21 protein-coding genes and 2 tRNA genes are annotated in these 22,023 nt (G+C 53.3%); 5 read left to right on the top strand and 18 right to left on the bottom strand.

The window, feature by feature from the left end:
* Positions 1 to 202: 202 nt before the first annotated feature.
* From rpsO to IM282_RS18890, 7 genes are all read right to left on the bottom strand, one after another.
* Entirely contained in the window at positions 203 to 472 is a 270-nt protein-coding gene (gene rpsO / locus IM282_RS18920; RefSeq protein WP_003861789.1) for a 30S ribosomal protein S15, read from the bottom strand.
* Between the two features lie 154 nt (positions 473 to 626).
* The gene (truB, locus tag IM282_RS18915) at positions 627 to 1,577 is read right to left on the bottom strand and encodes a tRNA pseudouridine(55) synthase TruB (RefSeq protein WP_023298718.1); all 951 of its coding nucleotides are present in this window, start codon (positions 1,575 to 1,577) and stop codon (positions 627 to 629) included.
* Complete coding sequence (gene rbfA, locus IM282_RS18910; protein WP_003861793.1) at positions 1,577 to 1,981, bottom strand: 30S ribosome-binding factor RbfA; 405 nt, start codon at positions 1,979 to 1,981, stop codon at positions 1,577 to 1,579. The genes truB and rbfA overlap by 1 nt, the downstream gene beginning before the upstream one ends.
* 106 nt (positions 1,982 to 2,087) lie before the next feature.
* Positions 2,088 to 4,775, bottom strand: a complete 2,688-nt coding sequence (gene infB / locus IM282_RS18905; RefSeq protein ID WP_022649517.1) for a translation initiation factor IF-2 — start codon at positions 4,773 to 4,775, stop codon at positions 2,088 to 2,090.
* 24 nt (positions 4,776 to 4,799) lie between these two features.
* Entirely contained in the window at positions 4,800 to 6,302 is a 1,503-nt protein-coding gene (nusA, locus tag IM282_RS18900; protein WP_003861798.1) for a transcription termination factor NusA, read from the bottom strand.
* Between the two features lie 28 nt (positions 6,303 to 6,330).
* Positions 6,331 to 6,783: a ribosome maturation factor RimP gene (gene rimP / locus IM282_RS18895; protein ID WP_014833432.1), complete on the bottom strand. Its 453-nt coding sequence runs from the start codon at positions 6,781 to 6,783 to the stop codon at positions 6,331 to 6,333.
* 207 nt (positions 6,784 to 6,990) lie between these two features.
* A tRNA-Met gene (locus tag IM282_RS18890) sits at positions 6,991 to 7,067 on the bottom strand.
* A 287-nt stretch (positions 7,068 to 7,354) separates the two neighbouring features.
* On the opposite strand from IM282_RS18890, the gene argG reads away from it, so the two are divergent.
* A complete protein-coding gene (gene argG, locus IM282_RS18885) occupies positions 7,355 to 8,701 on the top strand; it encodes an argininosuccinate synthase (RefSeq protein WP_022649518.1) in 1,347 nt (448 codons plus the stop codon).
* A gap of 187 nt (positions 8,702 to 8,888) precedes the next feature.
* On the opposite strand, the gene IM282_RS18880 is transcribed toward argG, so the two are convergent.
* From IM282_RS18880 to rlmE, 6 genes are all read right to left on the bottom strand, one after another.
* Positions 8,889 to 8,975 (bottom strand) — tRNA-Leu (locus IM282_RS18880).
* Positions 8,976 to 8,984: 9 nt separating this feature from the next.
* Entirely contained in the window at positions 8,985 to 9,317 is a 333-nt protein-coding gene (gene secG, locus IM282_RS18875; protein ID WP_003861803.1) for a preprotein translocase subunit SecG, read from the bottom strand.
* Positions 9,318 to 9,539: 222 nt separating this feature from the next.
* On the bottom strand, positions 9,540 to 10,877 hold the full coding sequence (gene glmM, locus IM282_RS18870; protein WP_003861804.1) for a phosphoglucosamine mutase: 1,338 nt from the start codon (positions 10,875 to 10,877) through the stop codon (positions 9,540 to 9,542).
* On the bottom strand, positions 10,870 to 11,718 hold the full coding sequence (gene folP / locus IM282_RS18865) for a dihydropteroate synthase (protein WP_022649520.1): 849 nt from the start codon (positions 11,716 to 11,718) through the stop codon (positions 10,870 to 10,872). Before folP ends, glmM begins: the two co-directional genes overlap by 8 nt.
* Positions 11,719 to 11,816: 98 nt before the next feature.
* Entirely contained in the window at positions 11,817 to 13,751 is a 1,935-nt protein-coding gene (gene ftsH, locus IM282_RS18860; RefSeq protein WP_003861810.1) for an ATP-dependent zinc metalloprotease FtsH, read from the bottom strand.
* 102 nt (positions 13,752 to 13,853) lie between these two features.
* Complete coding sequence (rlmE, locus tag IM282_RS18855; protein ID WP_003861812.1) at positions 13,854 to 14,480, bottom strand: 23S rRNA (uridine(2552)-2'-O)-methyltransferase RlmE; 627 nt, start codon at positions 14,478 to 14,480, stop codon at positions 13,854 to 13,856.
* A 127-nt stretch (positions 14,481 to 14,607) separates the two neighbouring features.
* Between rlmE and yhbY the strand changes: the two genes are divergently transcribed.
* The gene (gene yhbY, locus IM282_RS18850; protein WP_003861814.1) at positions 14,608 to 14,901 is read left to right on the top strand and encodes a ribosome assembly RNA-binding protein YhbY; all 294 of its coding nucleotides are present in this window, start codon (positions 14,608 to 14,610) and stop codon (positions 14,899 to 14,901) included.
* Between the two features lie 151 nt (positions 14,902 to 15,052).
* Here yhbY and greA read toward each other — a convergent pair whose 3' ends face one another.
* Positions 15,053 to 15,529 (bottom strand): transcription elongation factor GreA, encoded by a 477-nt coding sequence (gene greA, locus IM282_RS18845; protein WP_023298719.1) that lies wholly within the window; start codon positions 15,527 to 15,529, stop codon positions 15,053 to 15,055.
* A gap of 228 nt (positions 15,530 to 15,757) precedes the next feature.
* On the opposite strand from greA, the gene dacB reads away from it, so the two are divergent.
* Genes dacB through pmrB form a run of 3 tightly spaced genes read left to right on the top strand, consistent with a single transcriptional unit; the run spans position 15,758 to position 18,896 of the window.
* Positions 15,758 to 17,191 (top strand): serine-type D-Ala-D-Ala carboxypeptidase, encoded by a 1,434-nt coding sequence (gene dacB, locus IM282_RS18840; RefSeq protein ID WP_003861817.1) that lies wholly within the window; start codon positions 15,758 to 15,760, stop codon positions 17,189 to 17,191.
* Positions 17,192 to 17,193: 2 nt separating this feature from the next.
* Entirely contained in the window at positions 17,194 to 17,856 is a 663-nt protein-coding gene (gene pmrA, locus IM282_RS18835) for a two-component system response regulator PmrA (RefSeq protein WP_003861819.1), read from the top strand.
* Positions 17,853 to 18,896, top strand: a complete 1,044-nt coding sequence (gene pmrB, locus IM282_RS18830) for a two-component system sensor histidine kinase PmrB (protein ID WP_063163494.1) — start codon at positions 17,853 to 17,855, stop codon at positions 18,894 to 18,896. Before pmrA ends, pmrB begins: the two co-directional genes overlap by 4 nt.
* Before the next feature lie 33 nt (positions 18,897 to 18,929).
* Here the strand turns inward: pmrB and cgtA are convergent, their stop codons facing one another.
* From cgtA to rplU, 4 genes are all read right to left on the bottom strand, one after another.
* A complete protein-coding gene (gene cgtA / locus IM282_RS18825; protein ID WP_046620879.1) occupies positions 18,930 to 20,105 on the bottom strand; it encodes an Obg family GTPase CgtA in 1,176 nt (391 codons plus the stop codon).
* Between the two features lie 15 nt (positions 20,106 to 20,120).
* A complete protein-coding gene (locus IM282_RS18820) occupies positions 20,121 to 21,086 on the bottom strand; it encodes a DMT family transporter (protein ID WP_003861826.1) in 966 nt (321 codons plus the stop codon).
* 95 nt (positions 21,087 to 21,181) lie between these two features.
* Positions 21,182 to 21,439, bottom strand: a complete 258-nt coding sequence (gene rpmA / locus IM282_RS18815) for a 50S ribosomal protein L27 (protein ID WP_003861831.1) — start codon at positions 21,437 to 21,439, stop codon at positions 21,182 to 21,184.
* 19 nt (positions 21,440 to 21,458) lie between these two features.
* Positions 21,459 to 21,770 carry a 50S ribosomal protein L21 gene (rplU, locus tag IM282_RS18810; protein WP_003025032.1) on the bottom strand — a complete coding sequence of 104 codons (312 nt, stop codon included), beginning with the start codon at positions 21,768 to 21,770 and terminating at the stop codon, positions 21,459 to 21,461.
* Between the last annotated feature and the right edge of the window lie 253 nt (positions 21,771 to 22,023).

Below are 22,023 nucleotides of genomic sequence, written 5' to 3'. Positions count from 1 at the left end.
TGTGCTGACGATTTAACCCGACCTTCTTCGCATCCTCGCGACTAATGACAACCGACACCCCCATGGGTGAAGCCTCTCATTAGCCGCGCGAACCTCTGCAATGAAGATCATTTATAGCAACAATACAATAGTTTCCCCTGAATTGCTGCCGTCTGGTTGAAAAAAGGGGCCATCAGGCCCCCTTTTCTGAAACTCGCAAGAATTAGCGACGCAGACCCAGACGCTCGATCAGCGCGGTGTAGCGTGCAACATCTTTACGCTTCAGGTAGTCGAGCAGTTTACGACGCTGAGAAACCATACGCAGCAGACCACGACGGCTGTGGTGATCTTTTTTGTGCTCTGCAAAGTGACCCTGCAGGTGGTTAATCTGTGCAGTCAGCAGTGCAACCTGAACTTCGGTAGAACCGCTGTCGTTAGTACCACGACCAAACTCAGAAACGATTTTAGCTTTAGCTTCAACGCTTAGAGACATTTTCAAACTCCAAAGTATAAAGAATGTAAGGATGCCGATCTCTAATTCAGCTATCCCATGTACGCCCCGCAGATTGTTAAACAATTTACCAGGCGTTAAGCGGCGATATTCTACTCGTCTCCCCTGCTTATCGCAAGGTGAGGCGTTATCACCGTCACGCTTCGACCGGGTATTCGACGACCAGACGACGCGGGGCAACGCGCCCTTCACCGTCCATTTCGCCCATCCCGATAAACTTGCCTTCCTCCCCTTCCGTCACACGGACCAGGCCCTCAAGCGGCGCCCCCGTTGTGCGGACCGGGTTTCCGTTCTTAAAGTAAACGGACGATGTTAAAGGAAGATTAACAACCGGGAAATCTGCTGCCGGACTGTCCATTGGCATCAGCAGCGGATCCAGCAGATCTGCCGGCGCAATTCCCTGCGCTTGCGCCTGTTCAGCCAGGGCGTGCAGATGCTCAAGCGTTACCATACGTTCGACCGGATACTTGCTGACCGCCAGACGACGCAGATAAATCACATGCGCGCCGCAGCCCAGCTTTTCACCGAGGTCGTCAATGATGGTGCGGATGTAGGTCCCTTTCGAACAGTGTACTTCCAGCTCCAGCTCATCACCTTCGTGGCGAATGAACAACAGCTCATACACGGTAATCGGACGGGCTTCACGCGGAACGTCAATGCCCTGACGCGCATATTCGTAAAGCTTCTTGCCCTGATATTTTAACGCCGAATACATCGACGGCACCTGCATTGTGTCGCCCCGGAAGCTCTCCAGCGCCGCATCAAGTTGCTCTGCGCTGAAGGTTACCGGGCGCTCTTCAACCACCTGACCATCCGCATCGGAAGTGTCCGTGCGCTGGCCCAGTTTGGCAATCACGCGGTAGCGCTTATCGGAATCCAGCAGATACTGGGAAAACTTTGTCGCTTCACCCAGGCAGATCGGGAGCATCCCGGTTGCCAGCGGATCCAGCGCGCCGGTGTGCCCCGCGCGATTGGCGTTATAAATACGCTTTACTTTTTGCAGCACGTCGTTGCTGGATGCGCCCTGTGGTTTATCCAGCAACAGCACGCCATGCACGTCACGACCGCGACGACGAGGACGACTCATCAGTCCTCCTTGCTGTCGTCCGCCGGGTTAACACGACGCTCATCGTCATGTTTCACCACGCTGGTCACCAGGTTGGACATACGCATACCCTCAACCAGCGAGTTGTCGTAGAAGAAGGTCAGCTCCGGCACAATACGCAGACGCATCGCTTTGCCAAGCAGAGAGCGGATGAAACCAGAGGCTTCCTGCAGCGCTTTAATGCCGTTCTTCACGGCGTCTTCATCCTGGTCATTCAGGAATGTCACAAACACTTTGGCGTACGCCAGGTCGCGGGACATTTCCACGCCAGACACGGTGGTCATCATCCCCACGCGTGGATCTTTGATTTCACGTTGCAGAATGAGAGCGATCTCTTTCTGCATCTCCTGCGCGACGCGCTGTGGGCGACCAAATTCTTTCGCCATAATAAATTCTCCAGACAAAAAAGGGGCTTAAGCCCCTTTTTAAAATTACTGCCGGGTGGCGCTTCGCTTACCCGGCCTACGCTAATTAATCTTCAGTTGACGAAGATTACGCGATGGTACGCTGAATTTCGATGATCTCGAACACTTCGATCATATCGCCAACGCGAACGTCGTTGTAGTTCTTAACACCGATACCACATTCCATGCCGTTACGAACTTCGTTAACGTCATCTTTGAAGCGGCGCAGGGATTCCAGCTCACCTTCGTAGATAACCACGTTGTCGCGCAGTACGCGGATTGGGTTGTGACGCTTAATGGTCCCTTCGGTAACCATACAGCCCGCGATCGCACCGAATTTCGGTGATTTGAACACGTCACGTACTTCAGCCAGACCGATGATCTGCTGTTTCAGCTCAGGAGACAGCATGCCGCTCATCGCTGCTTTCACTTCGTCAATCAGGTTATAGATGACGGAGTAGTAACGCAGATCCAGGCTTTCAGCATCGATAACTTTACGCGCAGATGCGTCAGCACGAACGTTGAAGCCAACCAGGATAGCGTTGGACGCGGCTGCCAGGGTTGCGTCAGTTTCGGTGATACCACCTACGCCAGAACCGATGATCTTCACTTTCACTTCGTCGGTAGACAGTTTCAGCAAGGAGTCGGAGATCGCTTCCACAGAACCCTGCACGTCCGCTTTCAGAACGATGTTCACTTCGTGAACTTCGCCTTCAGTCATGTTGGCGAACATGTTCTCGAGTTTAGATTTCTGCTGGCGAGCCAGTTTCACCTCACGGAATTTACCCTGACGATACAGCGCCACTTCACGTGCTTTCTTCTCGTCACGTACCACGGTTACTTCGTCACCGGCAGCCGGAACACCGGACAGGCCGAGGATTTCCACTGGGATGGACGGACCCGCTTCCAGCACTTCCTGACCCAGTTCGTTACGCATCGCACGAACGCGACCGTATTCGAAACCACACAGAACGATGTCGCCCTTGTGCAGAGTACCTTCGCGAACCAGAACGGTTGCAACCGGACCACGACCTTTATCCAGGAAGGATTCGATTACCGCGCCGCTCGCCATACCTTTACGAACCGCTTTCAGCTCCAGAACTTCAGCCTGAAGCAGGATAGCGTTCAGCAGGTCGTCGATACCGGTACCTGCTTTTGCAGATACAGGGATGAACTGCGCTTCACCGCCCCACTCTTCCGGCATAACGCCGTACTGTGACAGTTCGTTCTTAACGCGATCCATATCGGCTTCTGGCTTATCGATTTTGTTGACTGCAACAACCAAAGGCACCTGCGCCGCTTTCGCGTGCTGGATAGCTTCAATGGTCTGTGGCATCACGCCATCATCGGCAGCAACAACCAGAACAACGATATCCGTTGCCTGAGCACCACGAGCACGCATTGAGGTAAACGCTGCGTGGCCTGGGGTATCCAGGAAGGTGATCATGCCGTTTTCGGTTTCTACGTGGTAAGCACCGATATGCTGGGTAATACCACCCGCTTCGCCGGAGGCAACCTTAGTAGAACGAATGTAGTCAAGCAGAGAGGTTTTACCGTGGTCAACGTGACCCATGATGGTCACAACCGGTGCGCGCGGTTCAGCCGCTGCGCCCGTATCACGGTCGCTCATTACTGCTTCTTCCAGCTCGTTTTCACGACGCAGGATAACTTTGTGGCCCATCTCCTCGGCAACCAGCTGTGCGGTTTCCTGGTCGATGACCTGGTTGATGGTGGCCATTGCGCCCAGCTTCATCATCGCTTTGATGACCTGAGAGCCTTTCACCGCCATCTTGTTAGCCAGTTCGCCAACGGTGATGGTTTCGCCGATCACAACGTCACGGTTAACGGCCTGAGCTGGCTTCTGGAAGCCCTGCTGCAGAGCGGAACCTTTACGCTTACCGCCTTTACCACCGCGAACCGCTGCACGTGCTTCTTCACGGTCAGCTTTAGATTCAGCGTGCTTGTTACCTTTTTTCGCAGGACGCGCCGCTTTTGTACTGCGAGTACGGCCACGACCACCTTCAACTTCACGGTCGTTATCGTCTTCTGCCTGGCGCGCATGCTGAGAAGTGGTTACGTGATAATCGCTGTTGTCTTCAGTTGGTTCAGCGGTATTCACACCGTTCTTCTCGTTTTCTTCTGCCATGCGACGCGCTTCTTCGGCGACGCGGCGAGCTTCTTCTTCAAGCTTGCGGCGGGCTTCTTCTTCCGCTTTACGCTTCAGCTCGGCAGCTTCATTTTCACGGCGGGCTTTTTCAGCCTGGGCAGTTTTGGTCATTTCGTCGGTCTGTTGATTGCTCACTTTGTCTTTTTCCGCAGCGTCACGCTTCGCTTTTTCACCGGCGTCGCGTTTCGCTTTTTCTGCGGCCTCACGTTCAGCTTTTAATTCTGCTTCGCGTTTGGCAGTGGCTTCTGCCTCACGCTGAGCTTGTTCTTCCGCTTCACGCTGTGCCTGCTCTTCCGCAGCAAGGCGTTCTGCCTCTTGCGGATCACGTTTTACAAAGGTGCGCGTCTTGCGGACTTCAATTTGTACCGATTTGCTTTTGCCACCGGTACCAGGGATGTTCAACGTGCTACGCGTTTTGCGCTGCAGCGTTAACTTGTCAGGCGTAGAGCCGTGTTCACGGTTCAGGTGCGCTAACAAGGTTTGTTTTTCTTGCGCGGTCACCGAGTCATCAGCGGCCTTCGGGATCCCTGCATCAGCAAATTGCTGTACCAGGCGGTCCACGGAGGTCTGAATCTCAGCAGCCAGCGATTTTACAGTTACATCAGTCATGCTGTTCCTTCCTGCTACAGTTTATTACGCTTCGTCGCCGAACCAGCAAATATTACGTGCGGCCATGATGAGTTCGCCGGCTTTCTCGTCGGTTAAACCTTCGATATCGGCCAGGTCATCAACGCCTTGCTCAGCGAGATCTTCCAGCGTACAAACACCACGGGCAGCCAGCTTGAACGCAATCGCACGATCAAGACCTTCCAGATTCAGCAGGTCATCAGCCGGCTTCTTATCGCCAAGGCTTTCTTCCTGAGCCAGCGCCAGGGTGGTCAGTGCGTTTTTAGCGCGTTCACGCAGGGCTTCAACGGTTGGTTCATCCAGACCGTCAATTTCCAGCAGCTCTTTCATTGGCACGTAGGCCAGTTCTTCCAGCGTAGAGAAACCTTCTTCAACCAGCACAGTGGCGAAGTCTTCGTCAATGTCCAGGTATTTGGTGAAGGTATCGATCGCCGCGTGGGCTTCAGCCTGATGCTTGGCCTGAAGGTCATCAACGGTCATCACGTTGAGTTCCCAGCCGCTCAGCTGTGACGCCAGACGTACGTTCTGACCGTTACGGCCAATCGCCTGCGCCAGGTTGCCCGCTTCTACAGCGATATCCATGGTGTGTTTGTCTTCGTCAACAACGATAGACGCCACATCAGCCGGTGCCATTGCGTTGATTACGAACTGCGCCGGATTGTCGTCCCACAGAACGATATCAATACGCTCGCCGCCCAGTTCGGTAGAAACCGCCTGAACACGTGCGCCACGCATACCGACGCAAGCACCGACCGGGTCGATACGCTTGTCGTTGGTTTTCACCGCAATTTTCGCACGGGAACCCGGATCGCGGGCCGCCGCTTTGATTTCGATAACTTCTTCGCCGATTTCCGGCACTTCGATACGGAACAGTTCAACCAGCATTTCTGGTTTAGAACGCGTCACGAACAGCTGTGCACCACGTGCTTCAGGACGTACGGCATACAGCACACCACGAATACGGTCGCCTGGGCGGAAGTTTTCACGCGGCAGCATGTCTTCACGCAGGATAACGGCTTCAGCGTTACCCGGCAGCCCTTCGGATTTGATCTCCAGAGAGATGTTATCGCGGTTCACTTTCTTCACCACGCCAGTGATGATTTCGCCTTCCTGATCGCGGAACTGATCGACAACCAGCGCGCGCTCGGCTTCGCGAACTTTCTGCACGATAACCTGCTTCGCGGTCTGGGTGGTGATACGGTCGAAGGTGACAGATTCAATCTGATCTTCAACGTAGTCACCCACGTTCAGACTTTCGTCTTCAAAACGTGCCGCTTCCAGGGTGATCTCTTTGGTCGGTTGGGTCACTTCTTCAACGATTACCCAACGACGGAATGTATCGAAGTCACCGCTTTTACGATCGATTTCTACGCGAACATCGATCTCTTGTTCGTATTTTTTCTTGGTTGCTGTAGCCAGTGCACTTTCCAGCGCTTCGAAAATCTTCTCACGCGGCAGTGATTTCTCGTTGGAGACGGCTTCAACAACAGCCAAAATTTCTTTGTTCATCGCGGGCTTTTCACCTCAATCCAGACTGTTAAAAGTGGGGAACCAGGTTCGCCTTCTGGATATTACTCAGCGCGAACACTTCATCTTTGCCTTCGACTGTCACCGTGATCATTTCACCATCAACGGCTTTGATAATTCCCTGCCATTTACGGCGGTTCTGTACGGCCATACGCAGAACGAGAGCCACTTCTTCACCGGTAAAGCGCACATAGTGCTCGGCCGTGAACATCGGACGATCGAGGCCAGGTGAGGAAACTTCCAGGTTGTACGCAACGGTAATCGGATCTTCAACATCAAGAACCGCACTCACCTGGTGGCTGACATCAGCACAATCATCAACATTGATGCCATCTTCACTATCAATATAGATGCGCAGCGTCGATGTGCGGCCGCGAACGAATTCGATGCCGACCAGTTCGTAGCCCAGTGCTTCGACCGGTGCAGTAATCATCTCTGTTAATTTTTGCTCTAATGTGGACAAGCCCACCCCCAAGACATAAAAAAAGGGCGTAAAGCCCAGTTATTCTGTAGTCAGATAACAAAAAACCCCGATAAATCGGGGCTTTAGATAACTGAACCCTATAGCCACAACTGTGGCCTGGAGCACTTTCCGAAAGAATTTTTTCAAATCCAGCTACGAAGGCTCTAAGTCTTCACAGTATATTTGAAAAAGAACTTTATAGGAAAGTGGTTGCGGGGGCCGGATTTGAACCGACGACCTTCGGGTTATGAGCCCGACGAGCTACCAGGCTGCTCCACCCCGCGCCTGAAACGTGGCAAATTCTACGCGTTTTGGACAGAATTTGCAAATAATGCTGGGATTTGGTACCGAAGACGGGACGTAAAATCGGCGTTTAGTATATTGATAGTTGACCCCACCTGTCAACCCAGCTTCTGCCAGACAGAACAGACCAATTTTTTTACAAAAAACGCACGAGTCTCTTCCGGTCTTCGACAAAAGATGATTAAATGAATACTCACTTATTTTGCATAAAAATGCACAAGAGAGCGAAAGCGGTCTCTAATCAGTCAATCAAGCAGGGTTTTATTCTATGACGACGATTCTCAAGCATCTTCCGGTAGGACAACGTATTGGCATCGCTTTCTCAGGCGGCCTGGATACCAGCGCTGCACTGCTGTGGATGCGCCAGAAGGGAGCGGTTCCGTATGCATATACTGCGAACCTGGGTCAGCCGGACGAGGAAGATTATGACGCGATCCCTCGTCGTGCCATGGAGTATGGCGCAGAGAACGCACGTCTGATTGACTGCCGTAAGCAACTGGTCGCTGAAGGCATTGCCGCTATCCAGTGCGGTGCTTTTCATAACACTACCGGCGGCCTGACCTATTTTAATACCACTCCGCTGGGTCGTGCTGTCACCGGCACCATGCTGGTCGCCGCCATGAAAGAAGATGGCGTGAACATCTGGGGTGATGGCAGTACCTATAAAGGCAACGATATTGAACGTTTCTATCGTTACGGTCTGCTGACCAACGCCGAGTTGCAGATCTACAAACCGTGGCTGGATACCGACTTCATCGACGAACTGGGTGGCCGTCATGAAATGTCTGAGTTTATGATTGCCTGCGGCTTTGACTATAAGATGTCCGTTGAAAAAGCCTACTCAACCGACTCCAACATGCTGGGTGCGACGCACGAAGCGAAAGACCTGGAATTCCTGAACTCCAGCGTAAAAATTGTTAACCCGATCATGGGCGTAAAATTCTGGGATGAGAACGTGAAGATCCCGGCGGAAGAAGTGACCGTGCGTTTCGAACGCGGTCATCCGGTTGCCCTGAACGGTAAAACCTTCTCAGACGATGTTGAACTGATGCTGGAAGCAAACCGCATCGGCGGTCGTCACGGTCTGGGTATGAGCGATCAGATCGAAAACCGTATCATCGAAGCGAAAAGCCGTGGCATTTACGAAGCTCCGGGGATGGCGCTGCTGCACATCGCTTACGAGCGTCTGCTGACCGGTATTCACAACGAAGACACCATTGAGCAGTATCACGCTCATGGCCGTCAGCTGGGCAAACTGCTGTATCAGGGTCGCTGGTTTGATCCACAGGCGCTGATGCTGCGTGACGCCCTGCAACGTTGGGTGGCGAGCGCAATCACCGGCGAAGTGACGCTGGAACTGCGTCGCGGCAATGATTACTCCATCCTCAATACCGTGTCTGACAACCTGACCTATAAAGCAGAGCGTCTGACCATGGAGAAAGGTGAGTCAGTATTCTCTCCGGACGATCGTATTGGCCAGCTGACCATGCGTAACCTGGACATCACCGATACCCGTGAGAAGCTGTTCAACTATGTTGAGAATGGCCTGCTCTCCGCGAATTCCGGTAATGGTCTGCCGCAGGTTGAGAACCTGGAACACAGCGATAAGAAGTAATCGACAGCAAGACATGCAAAAGGCGCCCAATGGGCGCCTTTTTTGTGGTCTTCGTAGGCCCGGTAAGCGCAGCGCCACCGGGCAAAACGGCGGGCGGCGCTGCGCTTACCCGCCCTACAATAGATCGGAAACACAGAATGTACAGACGAAAAAAAAGACGTCTTGCGACGTCTTTCTTCTGGAATATTGGTACCGAGGATGGGACTCGAACCCACAAGCCCGTTAGGGCACTACCACCTCAAGGTAGCGTGTCTACCAATTCCACCACCTCGGTACTGAATACTTACTGCGGGATATCGCTGGTTGGCTTAGCCGGTGCAGCTGGCTGAGTTTGCTCAGTTTTTGCTGGCGCGCTCAGATTTTCCCACTCGCTTCCTTTACTGGTCTTGTTGCTGTTGATATTGCCCAGCACCAGACTGATGATGAAGAACAGCGTAGCCAGAATCGCCGTCGTACGGGTCATGAAGTTCGCAGAACCACTTGAACCGAACAGCGTACCGGAAGCGCCTGCTCCGAAGGAGGCTCCCATATCAGCGCCTTTACCTTGCTGCAGCATAATCAGCGCTACGAGAGCGATGGCTACAATAAGGAAAATAACTAAAAGAGCTTCGTACATAATCAACCTGTTCCTTGCGGATTTGCCGCATACCAATGCTTCGACCAATTAGCAGGATTTTGTTTCCCACTGAAGCGGGTGTGAATACTAACCAAAGCGAATCACCTTCGCAAGGGCATTTTCGAGGCATTGTATCAACTGCGGAAAAAAACAGCAAAAAGCCATTAATTGCTTAAAACAAAGGCGGCAAACGCCGCCTTTTTAAACACTTATTCTCAAAGATTATGCAGCTTTCACTGCATCCGCAATGCGGTGCGCAAATTCAGTTACCTGCGCTTCGTCTTCACCTTCCACCATCACGCGGATCAGCGGCTCGGTACCCGACTTACGCAGCAGGACGCGTCCACGGCTGCCAAGCGTCGCTTCCACCTCTGCCATCACCGCTTTCACGTTATCATTTTCCAGCGGGTCGCCTTTACCAGCGGTGAAACGCACGTTCACCAGGATCTGCGGGAACATTTTCATGCCGCTGCACAGATCGTGCAGGCTCATATGGTTACGCGCCATCGCGGCAACAACCTGAAGCGCCGCCACAATGCCGTCACCGGTGGTGGTTTTATCGAGCAGGATCACGTGGCCGGAGTTTTCCGCGCCAATGCGCCAGCCTTTTTCCTGAAGTTTTTCCAGCACGTAGCGGTCACCCACTTTCGCGCGAACAAACGGGATGCCCAGCTGTTTCAGCGCCAGCTCCAGACCCATATTGCTCATCAGCGTGCCCACCGCGCCACCGCGCAGTTGCCCCTGACGCAGGCCTTCACGCGCAATGATGTAGAGGATCTGATCCCCGTCGACCTTGTTACCTTCGTGGTCAACCATGATCACACGGTCGCCATCGCCATCCAGGGCAATACCCAGATCGGCTTTTTCAGCCAGTACACGCGCCTGCAAGGCACGCACGTCTGTCGCGCCGACTTCTTCATTGATGTTCAGACCGTCCGGCTCGCAGCCGATGGTGATCACTTTCGCGCCCAGCTCGCGGAAAACATTCGGCGCAATGTGATAGGTCGCACCGTTTGCACAGTCCACCACAATTTTGAGGTGTGCCAGGCTCAGTTCATTCGGGAACGTGCCTTTGCAGAATTCAATGTAGCGGCCTGCGGCATCGACAATACGGTTGGCTTTACCCAGCTCAGCGGAGTCGACACAGGTGATCTCTTTCTCCATTTCCGCTTCAATCGCCTCTTCCACGTCATCCGGCAGTTTAGTGCCGTCGATGGAGAAGAATTTGATACCGTTGTCATAGAACGGATTATGAGAAGCTGAAATGACGATGCCCGCTTCCGCACGGAAGGTACGAGTCAGATAGGCAACAGCAGGGGTCGGCATTGGCCCCGTAAAGGAAGCTGAAAGCCCCGCCGCCGCCAGCCCGGCTTCCAGCGCGGACTCCAGCATATAACCTGAAATACGGGTATCTTTACCAATAATGATCTTACGGGAGCCATGACGCGCCAGTACCTTACCCGCCGCCCAACCCAGCTTCAGGACAAAGTCAGGGGTAATTGGCGCATCGCCTACGCGCCCACGGATGCCATCGGTACCAAAATATTTACGATTACTCATAGCGTTTGTTTTCCTTCGCTGCCAGTGTGGCTTCCACCACACGCATGGCTTCTACTGTTTCTTTTACGTCATGGACGCGAATGATGTGTGCACCTTGCATCGCGGCAATCACCGCGCAGGCCAGACTGCCGCTCAGACGTTCGTTCGGCCCGACATTCAACAACTGACCAATCATCGATTTTCTCGACATTCCCACCAGCAGTGGCAGGCCGAACTGATGAAACTCTGATAAGCGCGCAAGCAACGCGTAATTGTGTGAGAGATTTTTACCGAAACCGAAGCCCGGGTCGAGCAGCAATTTCTCTTTTGCGATACCCGCACGTTCACAGCGTTCGATATGCTCAATAAAGAAGCGGGTGACGTCGGCAAATACATCTTCATATTTTGGCGCCTCCTGCATTGTCTTAGGCTGGCCCTGCATATGCATCAGACACACCGGTAGCCCGGTTTCAGCGGCGGCTTCAATTGCGCCCGGCTCGGTCAGCGAGCGGATATCATTGATAATGTGAGCGCCCACTCTCGCCACCTCACGGATCACTTCGGGTTTGGAGGTATCAACGGAGATCCACACTTCAAAGCGCCGGGCGATAGCCTCCACCACCGGCACCACGCGCGCCAGCTCTTCTTCCACCGAAACCTCCGCCGCGCCAGGCCGCGTTGACTCCCCTCCAACGTCAATGATGGTGGCACCCGCGTTGATCATTAAATTCGCGTGTTTAACCGCGTCGATAAGCGAGTTATGCGTGCCGCCGTCAGAGAAGGAATCAGGCGTGACATTCAGGATCCCCATCACATGCGGATGTGAAAGGTCGAGATGCGAGTCCTGGGCGAAGAGTTTCATGGCTAAATCCCTGTTATTTGCATGGTTATATAAAAAAGAAAAACCCCAGAGCACGCTCCAGGGTTTGATGTACAGACAAACGCTTCAACAGCAGTGACTTACTTGTCGCCCAACTGCTCTGACATGGTGTTGCCCGGGTTTGGCGTACGCGGTTCATCGACCGGACGCGGTGCACGCGGGGTGCCATTGTTGTCAGAATTGTTAGACGCGCCTGGGTCTTCCCAGCCTGCTGGCGGACGCACTTCGCGGCGAGCCATCAAGTCGTCAATCTGCGGCGCATCGATGGTCTCATATTTCATGAGCGCATCTTTCATCGAATGCAGGATGTCCATATTGTCATTCAGGATCTGACGGGCGCGAGCGTAGTTACGCTCAATCAGCGCTTTCACTTCCTGGTCGATGATACGAGCCGTTTCATCGGACATATGTTTCGCTTTTGCCACGGAGCGGCCCAGGAATACTTCGCCCTCTTCTTCTGCATAGAGCAGCGGACCGAGTTTGTCGGAGAAGCCCCACTGGGTCACCATGTTACGTGCCAGGTTTGTCGCCACTTTAATATCGTTCGACGCACCGGTGGAAACATGTTCCGCACCGTAGATGATCTCTTCTGCCAGACGACCGCCGTACAGGGTTGAAATCTGACTTTCCAGCTTCTGACGGCTGGCGCTGATCGCGTCACCTTCAGGCAGGAAGAAGGTCACACCCAACGCACGACCGCGTGGAATGATCGTCACCTTGTGTACCGGATCGTGTTCCGGGACCAGACGACCGATAATCGCGTGGCCCGCTTCGTGATATGCCGTGGACTCTTTCTGCGCTTCCGTCATCACCATGGAGCGACGTTCCGCACCCATCATGATTTTGTCTTTCGCTTTCTCAAATTCCACCATGGACACTACACGCTTGTTACCGCGAGCGGCAAACAGTGCTGCCTCGTTGACCAGGTTAGCCAGATCCGCACCGGAGAAGCCTGGAGTACCACGCGCGATGATTGCCGCGTCGATATCTGGCGCCAGCGGTACGCGACGCATATGCACTTTCAGGATCTGTTCACGACCACGAACATCCGGCAGACCGACCACAACCTGACGGTCGAAACGGCCTGGACGCAGCAGCGCAGGGTCGAGTACGTCTGGACGGTTAGTTGCCGCGATAACGATGATACCTTCGTTACCTTCAAAGCCGTCCATTTCAACCAGCATCTGGTTCAGGGTCTGCTCACGTTCATCGTGACCACCGCCCAGGCCTGCGCCACGCTGGCGGCCAACGGCGTCGATTTCATCGATGAAGATGATGCACGGTGCTGCCTTCTTAGCCTGCTCGAACATGTCACGCACACGAGATGCACCGACACCGACGAACATTTCAACGAAGTCAGAACCTGAAATAGTAAAGAACGGCACCTTCGCTTCACCCGCGATGGCTTTTGCCAGCAGGGTTTTACCGGTACCCGGAGGGCCGACCATCAGGACGCCTTTCGGGATCTTACCGCCCAGTTTCTGGAAACGGCTCGGCTCGCGCAGGTATTCAACCAGTTCACCCACCTCTTCTTTTGCTTCGTCACAACCTGCTACGTCAGCAAAGGTGGTCTTGATCTGGTCTTCCGTCAGCATACGCGCCTTGCTCTTACCGAACGACATGGCACCTTTGCCACCACCGCCCTGCATCTGGCGCATAAAGAAGATCCAGACACCGATAAGAAGCAGCATCGGGAACCAGGAAATGAAGATAGAAGCCAACAGGCTTGGTTCTTCCGGCGGCTCGCCTACCACTTTGACGTTTTTGGTCAGAAGGTTATCAAGCAGCTTAGGATCGTTCACCGGGATGTAAGTCGTGTAACGGTTACTATCTTTCTTGGTAACGTTGATCTCACGTCCGTTGATACGCGCTTCGCGAACCTGGTCCTGATTGACCTCTTGCAGGAAGGTAGAATAATCCACCTTGCGGCCATTCGACTCGCTGGGCCCAAAGCTCTGGAAAACTGACATCAGCACAACGGCAATGACCAGCCAGAGTATTAGGTTTTTCGCCATGTCACTCAAGGGATTAACCTCATATTACAACTGTGTTAAAAACAGCGTCAGGATACTCTATATCCAGTTTCATTCAAACTTTCGCCTGAAATCTACCGGTTATCATTTTCGCCCGGTCGCTACAATATACACTTCACGGGAACGGGCCCGGGAAGAGTCCGGCTTACGAACTTTGACCTTCGCAAACAGGGAGCGAATTTCCTTAAGATACTCCTCGAAACCTTCGCCCTGAAACACCTTCACAACAAAACTACCACCAGGCGCTAGTACATCACGACACATTTCTAACGCTAGTTCCACCAGATACATGGCGCGGGGGATATCCACCGCCGGTGTTCCACACATATTTGGTGCCATATCCGACATGACAACCTGGACCTTACTGTCACCTACACGATCAAGTAATGCTTTAAGCACTAATTCATCACGAAAGTCGCCCTGAAGGAAGTCGACACCGACGATGGGATCCATTGGTAAAAGATCGCATGCGATGATACGGCCCGTTCCGCCGATCTGCGTAACCGCATACTGGGACCATCCGCCAGGTGCCGCACCGAGGTCGACCACCGTCATTCCCGGTTTAAAAAGTTTGTCACTTTGCTGTATTTCATCAAGTTTAAACCAGGCGCGGGAACGTAACCCCTTTTTCTGCGCCTGTTGAACATATTTATCGCTAAAGTGTTCCTGAAGCCAGCGGCTGGAGCTGGCAGAACGCTTTTTACCTGTCATTTAACATTTCCGTCCTGGTTCATCGTTACTTGCCTGTGACGTAAATTTCTACGCAGCTATTTGGCGATATTAGGGAGATGGCGGTAGAATGAACCGTTTTCAATCCCAACGTAAGCAAAAATATACGATGAATCTGAGTACTAAACAAAAACAGCACCTTAAAGGTCTGGCACATCCGCTCAAGCCTGTAGTGATGCTTGGCAACAATGGTTTGACCGAAGGGGTGCTTGCCGAGATTGAACAAGCGCTGGAACACCACGAGCTGATCAAGGTGAAAATCGCCTCTGAAGACAGAGACACTAAAAACCTGATCGTGGAAGCCATCGTGCGCGAAACCGGCGCCTGTAATGTACAGGTCATCGGTAAAACGCTGGTGCTCTATCGCCCATCTAAAGAGCGCAAAATCTCGCTGCCACGTTAAGGATATCCTGAATCAAACACATTTTCTGTGTGAAACGAGGGATTTCTTTCAGCAGGCGAGCAAAATGCCATGCTCCTTGAGTTGATAAAAGGCCGCTATGCGGCCTTTTTCTTTTCTTTACAATGTATCAACATCTTAGAAGAGAAGCGAATTACAGGTATTCAACCTTAATAATTTCGTATTCCACTTCGCCACCCGGGGTGCGGATAATCACAACATCATCCTGCTCTTTGCCAATCAGGCCGCGAGCAATCGGGGAGTTCACCGAAATCAGGTTCTGTTTGAAGTCCGCTTCATCATCACCCACGATGCGATAGGTTTGCTCTTCGTCGTTGTCCAGATTCAGGACGGTGACGGTAGAGCCAAAGATCACGCGACCGTTGTTTGGCATTTTAGTGATATCGATAACCTGCGCGTTGGACAGTTTCGCTTCGATATCTTTGATGCGCCCCTCGCAGAAACCCTGCTGCTCACGCGCCGCGTGGTATTCAGCATTCTCTTTCAGGTCGCCATGCTCACGCGCATCCGCGATAGCGGCGATGATTTCAGGGCGACGTACGGATTTCAGAAAATCCAGCTCTTCGCGCAGTTTTTCGGCACCACGTAAGGTCATCGGAATAGCTTGCATTTGTTATACCTCTTAAACATTCCTGTTGGGAGCAGTGTTCCCTGCTCCAGCCCACCTGAACAGGCCAGAAGCAAAAAGAAAACCGACCCGGGAGCAACGCCCCAGGTCAGCAGCAATTTTTCAATTTGATACGCATTTTACCGCGAAGTTCACTATGGGTCATCGTTTACTTTACAGTGCCATGCACCGTAGTATGACGGTTTGTTTTCGGGTTGTTAGCGCGAGATTATGCGATTTTCCAGTTTTATCATCGGATTGACTACCAGTATAACGTTCACCGTTCAGGCCGCGAATGTTGATGAGTACATTAATCAACTGCCCGCCGGCGCGAACCTTGCCCTGATGGTGCAGAAGGTTGGCGCGCAGGCTCCCGAGATTGACTATCACAGTCAACAGATGGCGCTGCCTGCCAGTACCCAGAAGGTGATCACTGCCCTCGCCGCCCTGCTCCAGCTCGGGCCTGACTTCCGTTTTACTACCACCCTTGAAACCAGAGGTAACGTTGAGGGTGGCGAACTGAAAGGCGATCTTATCGCCCGTTTTGGTGGCGATCCCACCTTTAAGCGCCAGGATGTCCGCAACATGGTGGCGGTACTGAAAAAATCCGGCGTAACAAAAATTGATGGCAACGTGCTGATCGACACCTCCATTTTCGCCAGCCACGATAAAGCGCCTGGCTGGCCATGGAACGACATGACGCAGTGCTTTAGCGCCCCGCCAGCCGCCGCCATCGTTGACCGTAACTGCTTCTCCGTATCGCTTTACAGCGCGCCAAAACCCAATGACTTAGCGTTTATCCGCGTGGCGTCTTACTACCCGGTCACGATGTTCAGCCAGGTGCGGACGCTGGCGAAAGGCTCCCCGGAGGCGCAGTATTGTGAGCTCGACGTGGTACCGGGCGATCTCAATCGCTATACGCTCACCGGCTGCCTGACCCAGCGGGCCGATCCCCTCCCGCTGGCCTTTGCCATTCAGGATGGCGCAGGCTATGCCGGTGCCATTTTTAAAGATGAACTGAAGCAGGCGGGCATAACCTACACCGGAACGCTGCTGCGCCAGACGCAGGTGAATGAACCAGGCACGGTGATTGCCAGCAAACAGTCCGCGCCACTGCATGATTTGCTTAAGATTATGCTGAAAAAGTCGGATAACATGATTGCCGACACGGTGTTCCGTATGATTGGGCATGCGCGCTTTGGTGTGCCAGGAACCTGGCGGGCCGGTTCTGATGCCGTACGTCAGATCCTGCGCCAGCAGGCGGGTATCGATCTGGGCAATACGATCGCTGTCGACGGTTCCGGTTTATCGCGCCATAACCTGATCTCACCGGCCACCATGATGCAGGTGTTGCAGTACATCGCTCAGCATGACGCTGAGCTAAACTTTATTACAATGCTGCCGCTCGCCGGACACGATGGGTCACTTCAGTACCGTGCGGGCCTTCACGCTGCAGGCGTGGATGGCAAAGTGTCAGCCAAAACGGGTTCCCTGCAAGGCGTTTACAACCTTGCCGGTTTTATCACGACAGCCAGCGGGCAACGCATGGCCTTTGTGCAGTATCTTTCCGGCTATGCCGTCGAACCGGCTGACCAGCGCAATCGTCGTATTCCACTGGTGCGTTTCGAAAGCAGGCTCTATAAGGACATCTACCAGAATAACTAGCGATGAAACTACTGATAGTTGAAGACGATCTGTTATTACAGGAAGGGTTAGCGCTGGCGCTGGGGAATGAGGGCTACGCCCTGGATTGTGCCGCCACGGCGGCTGAAGCAGATGCCTTGATCCAGAGCGGAGAATACAGCCTTGTGATCCTGGATTTGGGACTGCCGGATAAAGACGGCGCGACGCTGCTCTGCCAGTGGCGTCGTCGCGGAGTGGAGAATCCCGTATTGATTCTCACCGCCCGCGATGCCATTGAAGACAGAATTAACGGGCTGGATTCTGGCGCTGACGATTATCTGGTAAAACCCTTCGCCCTTGCCGAGCTACAGGCTCGCGTACGGGCGTTAATCCGCCGCTATCAGGGCCACAGCGACAACCTGCTGACGGACGGGGATATCACCCTCAATCTGCAAACTCAGCAGGTGCTGCGCCAGTCTCAGCCTGTGGAAGTGACCCCAAAAGAGTTCGCTCTGCTGACGCGTCTGATCATGCGCAGCGGGCAGACCGTGCACCGTGAAACGCTGCAACAGGACATCTACTCCTGGCAGGACGATCCAGGATCAAACACGCTTGAAGTTCACATTCATAATCTGCGCCGCAAGCTCGGTAAAGATCGCATCAAAACCGTACGTGGCGTGGGTTACCGTCTGGAGAGCCAGAAATGAACAGTATGCGCCGGCGATTAATGGTGTTGCTGGCGGTTATACTGCTATTTTTTCAACTGGTTAGCGTAGTCTGGCTGTGGCATGAGAGCCGCGAGCAAATCGGTTTTCTGGTGAATGAAACGTTGTCTGCGAAAGCGCGCAACAACCATGTCGAAAAAGAGATCCGCGAAGCCATTGCCTCCCTGCTGGTCCCTTCTCTGGTGATGGTCGGTTTTACCCTGTTCTTCTCATTCTGGGCCGTCACCTGGATCACCCGACCACTCAACAAACTTCGCGTCAGCCTTGCGAACCGTTCGGCGGATAATCTGACTCCCCTGCCGATGTATTCTGATATGGAAGAGATAGGCGCTGTGACCACATCGCTCAATCAACTCCTCGCCCGGCTGGATCACACTATTCAACAGGAACGCCTGTTTACCGCCGATGCGGCACACGAGTTACGTACGCCGCTTGCGGGGATCAGGCTCCATCTGGAACTGATGGCTCAGTCCGGTTCCCCGCAGGCCACACCACTGATAAACCGGATCGATCAGTTGATGCACACGGTGGAACAGCTGCTGATGCTGGCGCGTGCCGGACAGGCGATGGCCAGCGGCCATTACGATACCGTGAACTGGACTGAGACGATCATTGCTCCGCTTAGCCTGGAGCATGAAGCCAAAGAGCATACGGTGATATGGCCGGCCCACAGCGCGATGACGGTACAGGGCGACGCCGTCCTGTTACGTCTGATGCTAAGGAACCTTCTGGAGAATGCCGCCCGCTACAGCCCGGCAGGCACAACCATTGAAGTGGCATTAACAGCGACGGAGAGCGGTACCCGGGTGAGCGTTACCGATCAGGGGCCGGGTATTGATGAGGCACACCGCCAGTCGATCACCGAACCTTTCCGACGTCTCGACCAGCGCTACGGCGGCAGCGGCCTTGGGCTGAGCATCGTACAGCGTATCGTACAGCTCCATCATGGCTATTTAACGCTGGAGAACGGCGCTGAGGGCGGCCTCATCGCCAGCTGTTGGTTACCGGCGAAAATAGGATAAAAAAAAGCCCCGTTAAGGGGCTTTATACTGAGGTTAGTGCTTGTAGATGAACTCGACGCCTTCTTCGTCGTCTTCATCCCAGTCATCGTCCCAGTCTTCATCATCTTCATCCGCTTCCAGCTCTTCGAGCTGCTGGCGGTGGTAGTCATCCCACATGAATTCAACTTTTTCAGGCTGTTTCGCCTCTTCTGCCTGAACAACCGGATTCTCGATGATAAAGGTCATCACATCCCAGCAGAGATCTTTCACGCCAACCTGGCTGGCGGCAGAGATCAGGTAGTACTTATCTTCCCAACCCATCGCTTCGGCAATCGCTTTAGCTTTCGCTTCAGCTTCCGCTTTATCCATCAGGTCGATCTTGTTAAATACCAGCCAGCGCGGTTTTTGCGCCAGTTTTTCACTGTATTTCTCCAGCTCACCGATAATGATACGGGCGTTTTCAACCGGATCGGAACCGTCGATTGGATCGATGTCGATGAGGTGCAACAGTACGCGACAACGCTCAAGGTGCTTCAGGAAGCGAATCCCCAGACCGGCGCCTTCTGCTGCCCCTTCAATCAGACCCGGGATGTCAGCGACCACGAAGCTCTTCTCGTTATCCATACGGACAACGCCCAGGCTCGGTACCAGTGTCGTAAACGGATAATCCGCCACTTTTGGTTTCGCCGCAGAGACCGCACGGATAAACGTCGATTTACCGGCGTTTGGCATACCCAGCATCCCCACATCCGCCAGCAGCATCAGTTCCAGTTGCAGGTCGCGCTTATCACCCGGGGTACCCATGGTTTTCTGACGCGGGGTACGGTTAACGGAAGATTTGAAACGGCTGTTACCCAGACCGTGCCAGCCGCCTTTCGCCACCATCAGGCGCTGACCGTGTTTGGTCATATCACCCATGGTTTCGCCCGTGCCCTGATCGATGACACGCGTACCTACCGGCACTTTGATCGTCACGTCTTTACCGCGTTTACCGGTACAGTCGCGGCTCTGGCCGTTCTGCCCACGTTCGGCGCGGAAAGATTTTTCGAAACGGTAGTCGATCAGCGTGTTGAGGTTTTCATCCGCCTCCAGCCACACGTCGCCACCGTCCCCACCGTCACCGCCGTCAGGACCGCCACGAGGAATATATTTTTCACGGCGGAAGCTTACACAACCGTTACCGCCATCACCTGCCACGACCAGAATCGTCGCTTCATCAACAAACTTCATTTTACTCTCCGTAACTCATTCGCCTGAGCGGGGGACTATTACAACCGCTTCATTTTTGCGCCAACGCCCCCAGAGACGATGACCAATGGCGGAATACATCGCGCCCGCAACCACGACAAACGCACCGAGATAACCCAACAGGTTGAGCATCGGCTTGACGAAGACATCGGGCCAGGCCATTGATAACAAATCTGAAAATAACAGCGTAAACAGCGGGGTAAGCGTGATTAAGGCGCTCACCTGTGCTGCCTGCCAGCGCGCCATGGCTTCAGCCAGCGCGCCATAACCGACCAGCGTGTTCAGCCCACAAAAAATGAGGCACGCCAGTTGCCAGTCGCTGAGCTGGGTAATCACCCCCGGCTTAGCTAACGGCAATAATGCCAGTGTACACAAAGTGTACAGCAAAAATAGGATCTGCTGTGAGGCAAGTCGACGCAATAACACCTTTTGCGCGACGCCATAACTCACCCAGACCGTTGCTGCGCCCACCCCAAAAATGACACCCCAGGTGTAATCCGTCAGGCGGGTAAAAATCTCGATCAGACTGGTGTTAAAGAACATCACCAGACCGCAAAGCAGCATGCTTGCCCCGATGATCTGCGTACCGCGCATCTTCTCCTTGAGGATGAATACGCTGGCGACCATCATGCCGACCGGTGATAGCTGACCAATCACCTGCGACGCTGTAGGGCTAAGATATTGCAGGGAAGAGCTGAACAGAATGAAGTTACCGAACAGACCGCCCGTCGCGATAGCCAGTAACACCAGCCAGCGCGGTTTTCGGAAGATGCGCAGCGGTGGCAGCTTACCTTTGACGGCCAGAATGGCGCCCAGGCCAATGCTTGCCATCAGGAAGCGATAAAACACCACCGTGGGCGGTTCCATCACTTCCAGTACCTGCTTCATTGCAATTGGCAGTGCACCCCAGCACATTGCGGTAGTGAGCGCCAAAAGAATACCAATGCCGGCCTGCTGCTTCATGCCCGTTTTCCCTACAGAAAATTTTCCGGGTTTCCAATGTAAAAAGCCCCGCAACACGTTGCGGGGCTTTAATCCGTTACCGGACCGAGAAAACCTTACTCAGCAACGATGCTGATGTATTTACGGTTGTTCGGGCCTTTAACTTCAAATTTCACTTTACCGTCTGCTTTAGCAAACAGAGTGTGGTCACGACCGCAACCTACGTTGGTACCCGCGTGGAACTTGGTGCCACGCTGACGAACGATGATGCTACCCGCCAGAACGGATTCGCCACCGAAACGCTTAACGCCCAGGCGTTTAGCTTCTGAATCGCGACCGTTACGTGTGGAGCCGCCAGCCTTTTTATGTGCCATTTAAATCTCTCCTCAGGTCTTAGGCGCTGATGCCAGTAATTTTCACATCAGTGAACCACTGACGGTGGCCCTGCTGCTTACGATAGTGTTTACGACGACGAAACTTAACGATTTTAACTTTCTCGCCACGACCGTGAGCAACAACTTCAGCTTTGATAACGCCGCCATCAACGAAAGGAACGCCGATTTTGACTTCTTCACCGTTTGCGATCATCAGAACTTCAGCGAACTCAACAGATTCGCCAGTTGCGATGTCCAGCTTTTCCAGGCGAACGGTCTGACCTTCGCTTACTCGGTGTTGTTTACCACCACTTTGGAAAACCGCGTACATATAAACTCCGCTTCCGCGCACATCCTCGTATGATTCAGAGTGCGCTATAAATATTCACAATAGGGCGCGAATATTACGCAAAACGCGAGCCTTTGACAAGTGCTACCATCAATACATGAAGAAAAAAAACACAACACGTACGGTAACGTTTATCTGAGCCATTTTTTCAGTACAATCAGCAATACTATTTATAAACCGAAACCCTTTGTGTACCCATCTCGTGTGGGATAAACAGGATAAAAAGCCCGGCTTT

This window comes from Enterobacter cloacae complex sp. P29RS (genome assembly GCF_014893445.1).
In the GTDB taxonomy this organism is placed as follows: domain Bacteria; phylum Pseudomonadota; class Gammaproteobacteria; order Enterobacterales; family Enterobacteriaceae; genus Enterobacter; species Enterobacter intestinihominis.
The sequence above is the reverse complement of the archived record's forward strand: the minus strand, read 5'-3'. Positions and strand labels throughout refer to the sequence as shown.

Coding starts and splice junctions, on each gene's coding strand:
- rpsO (WP_003861789.1), bottom strand. CDS start 472: ATGTCTCTAAGCGTTGAAGCTAAAGCTAAAATCGTTTCTGAGTTTGGT.
- truB (WP_023298718.1), bottom strand. CDS start 1,577: ATGAGTCGTCCTCGTCGTCGCGGTCGTGACGTGCATGGCGTGCTGTTG.
- rbfA (WP_003861793.1), bottom strand. CDS start 1,981: ATGGCGAAAGAATTTGGTCGCCCACAGCGCGTCGCGCAGGAGATGCAG.
- infB (WP_022649517.1), bottom strand. CDS start 4,775: ATGACTGATGTAACTGTAAAATCGCTGGCTGCTGAGATTCAGACCTCC.
- nusA (WP_003861798.1), bottom strand. CDS start 6,302: ATGAACAAAGAAATTTTGGCTGTTGTTGAAGCCGTCTCCAACGAGAAA.
- argG (WP_022649518.1), top strand. CDS start 7,355: ATGACGACGATTCTCAAGCATCTTCCGGTAGGACAACGTATTGGCATC.
- secG (WP_003861803.1), bottom strand. CDS start 9,317: ATGTACGAAGCTCTTTTAGTTATTTTCCTTATTGTAGCCATCGCTCTC.
- glmM (WP_003861804.1), bottom strand. CDS start 10,877: ATGAGTAATCGTAAATATTTTGGTACCGATGGCATCCGTGGGCGCGTA.
- folP (WP_022649520.1), bottom strand. CDS start 11,718: ATGAAACTCTTCGCCCAGGACTCGCATCTCGACCTTTCACATCCGCAT.
- ftsH (WP_003861810.1), bottom strand. CDS start 13,751: ATGGCGAAAAACCTAATACTCTGGCTGGTCATTGCCGTTGTGCTGATG.
- rlmE (WP_003861812.1), bottom strand. CDS start 14,480: ATGACAGGTAAAAAGCGTTCTGCCAGCTCCAGCCGCTGGCTTCAGGAA.
- yhbY (WP_003861814.1), top strand. CDS start 14,608: ATGAATCTGAGTACTAAACAAAAACAGCACCTTAAAGGTCTGGCACAT.
- greA (WP_023298719.1), bottom strand. CDS start 15,529: ATGCAAGCTATTCCGATGACCTTACGTGGTGCCGAAAAACTGCGCGAA.
- dacB (WP_003861817.1), top strand. CDS start 15,758: ATGCGATTTTCCAGTTTTATCATCGGATTGACTACCAGTATAACGTTC.
- pmrA (WP_003861819.1), top strand. CDS start 17,194: ATGAAACTACTGATAGTTGAAGACGATCTGTTATTACAGGAAGGGTTA.
- pmrB (WP_063163494.1), top strand. CDS start 17,853: ATGAACAGTATGCGCCGGCGATTAATGGTGTTGCTGGCGGTTATACTG.
- cgtA (WP_046620879.1), bottom strand. CDS start 20,105: ATGAAGTTTGTTGATGAAGCGACGATTCTGGTCGTGGCAGGTGATGGC.
- IM282_RS18820 (WP_003861826.1), bottom strand. CDS start 21,086: ATGAAGCAGCAGGCCGGCATTGGTATTCTTTTGGCGCTCACTACCGCA.
- rpmA (WP_003861831.1), bottom strand. CDS start 21,439: ATGGCACATAAAAAGGCTGGCGGCTCCACACGTAACGGTCGCGATTCA.
- rplU (WP_003025032.1), bottom strand. CDS start 21,770: ATGTACGCGGTTTTCCAAAGTGGTGGTAAACAACACCGAGTAAGCGAA.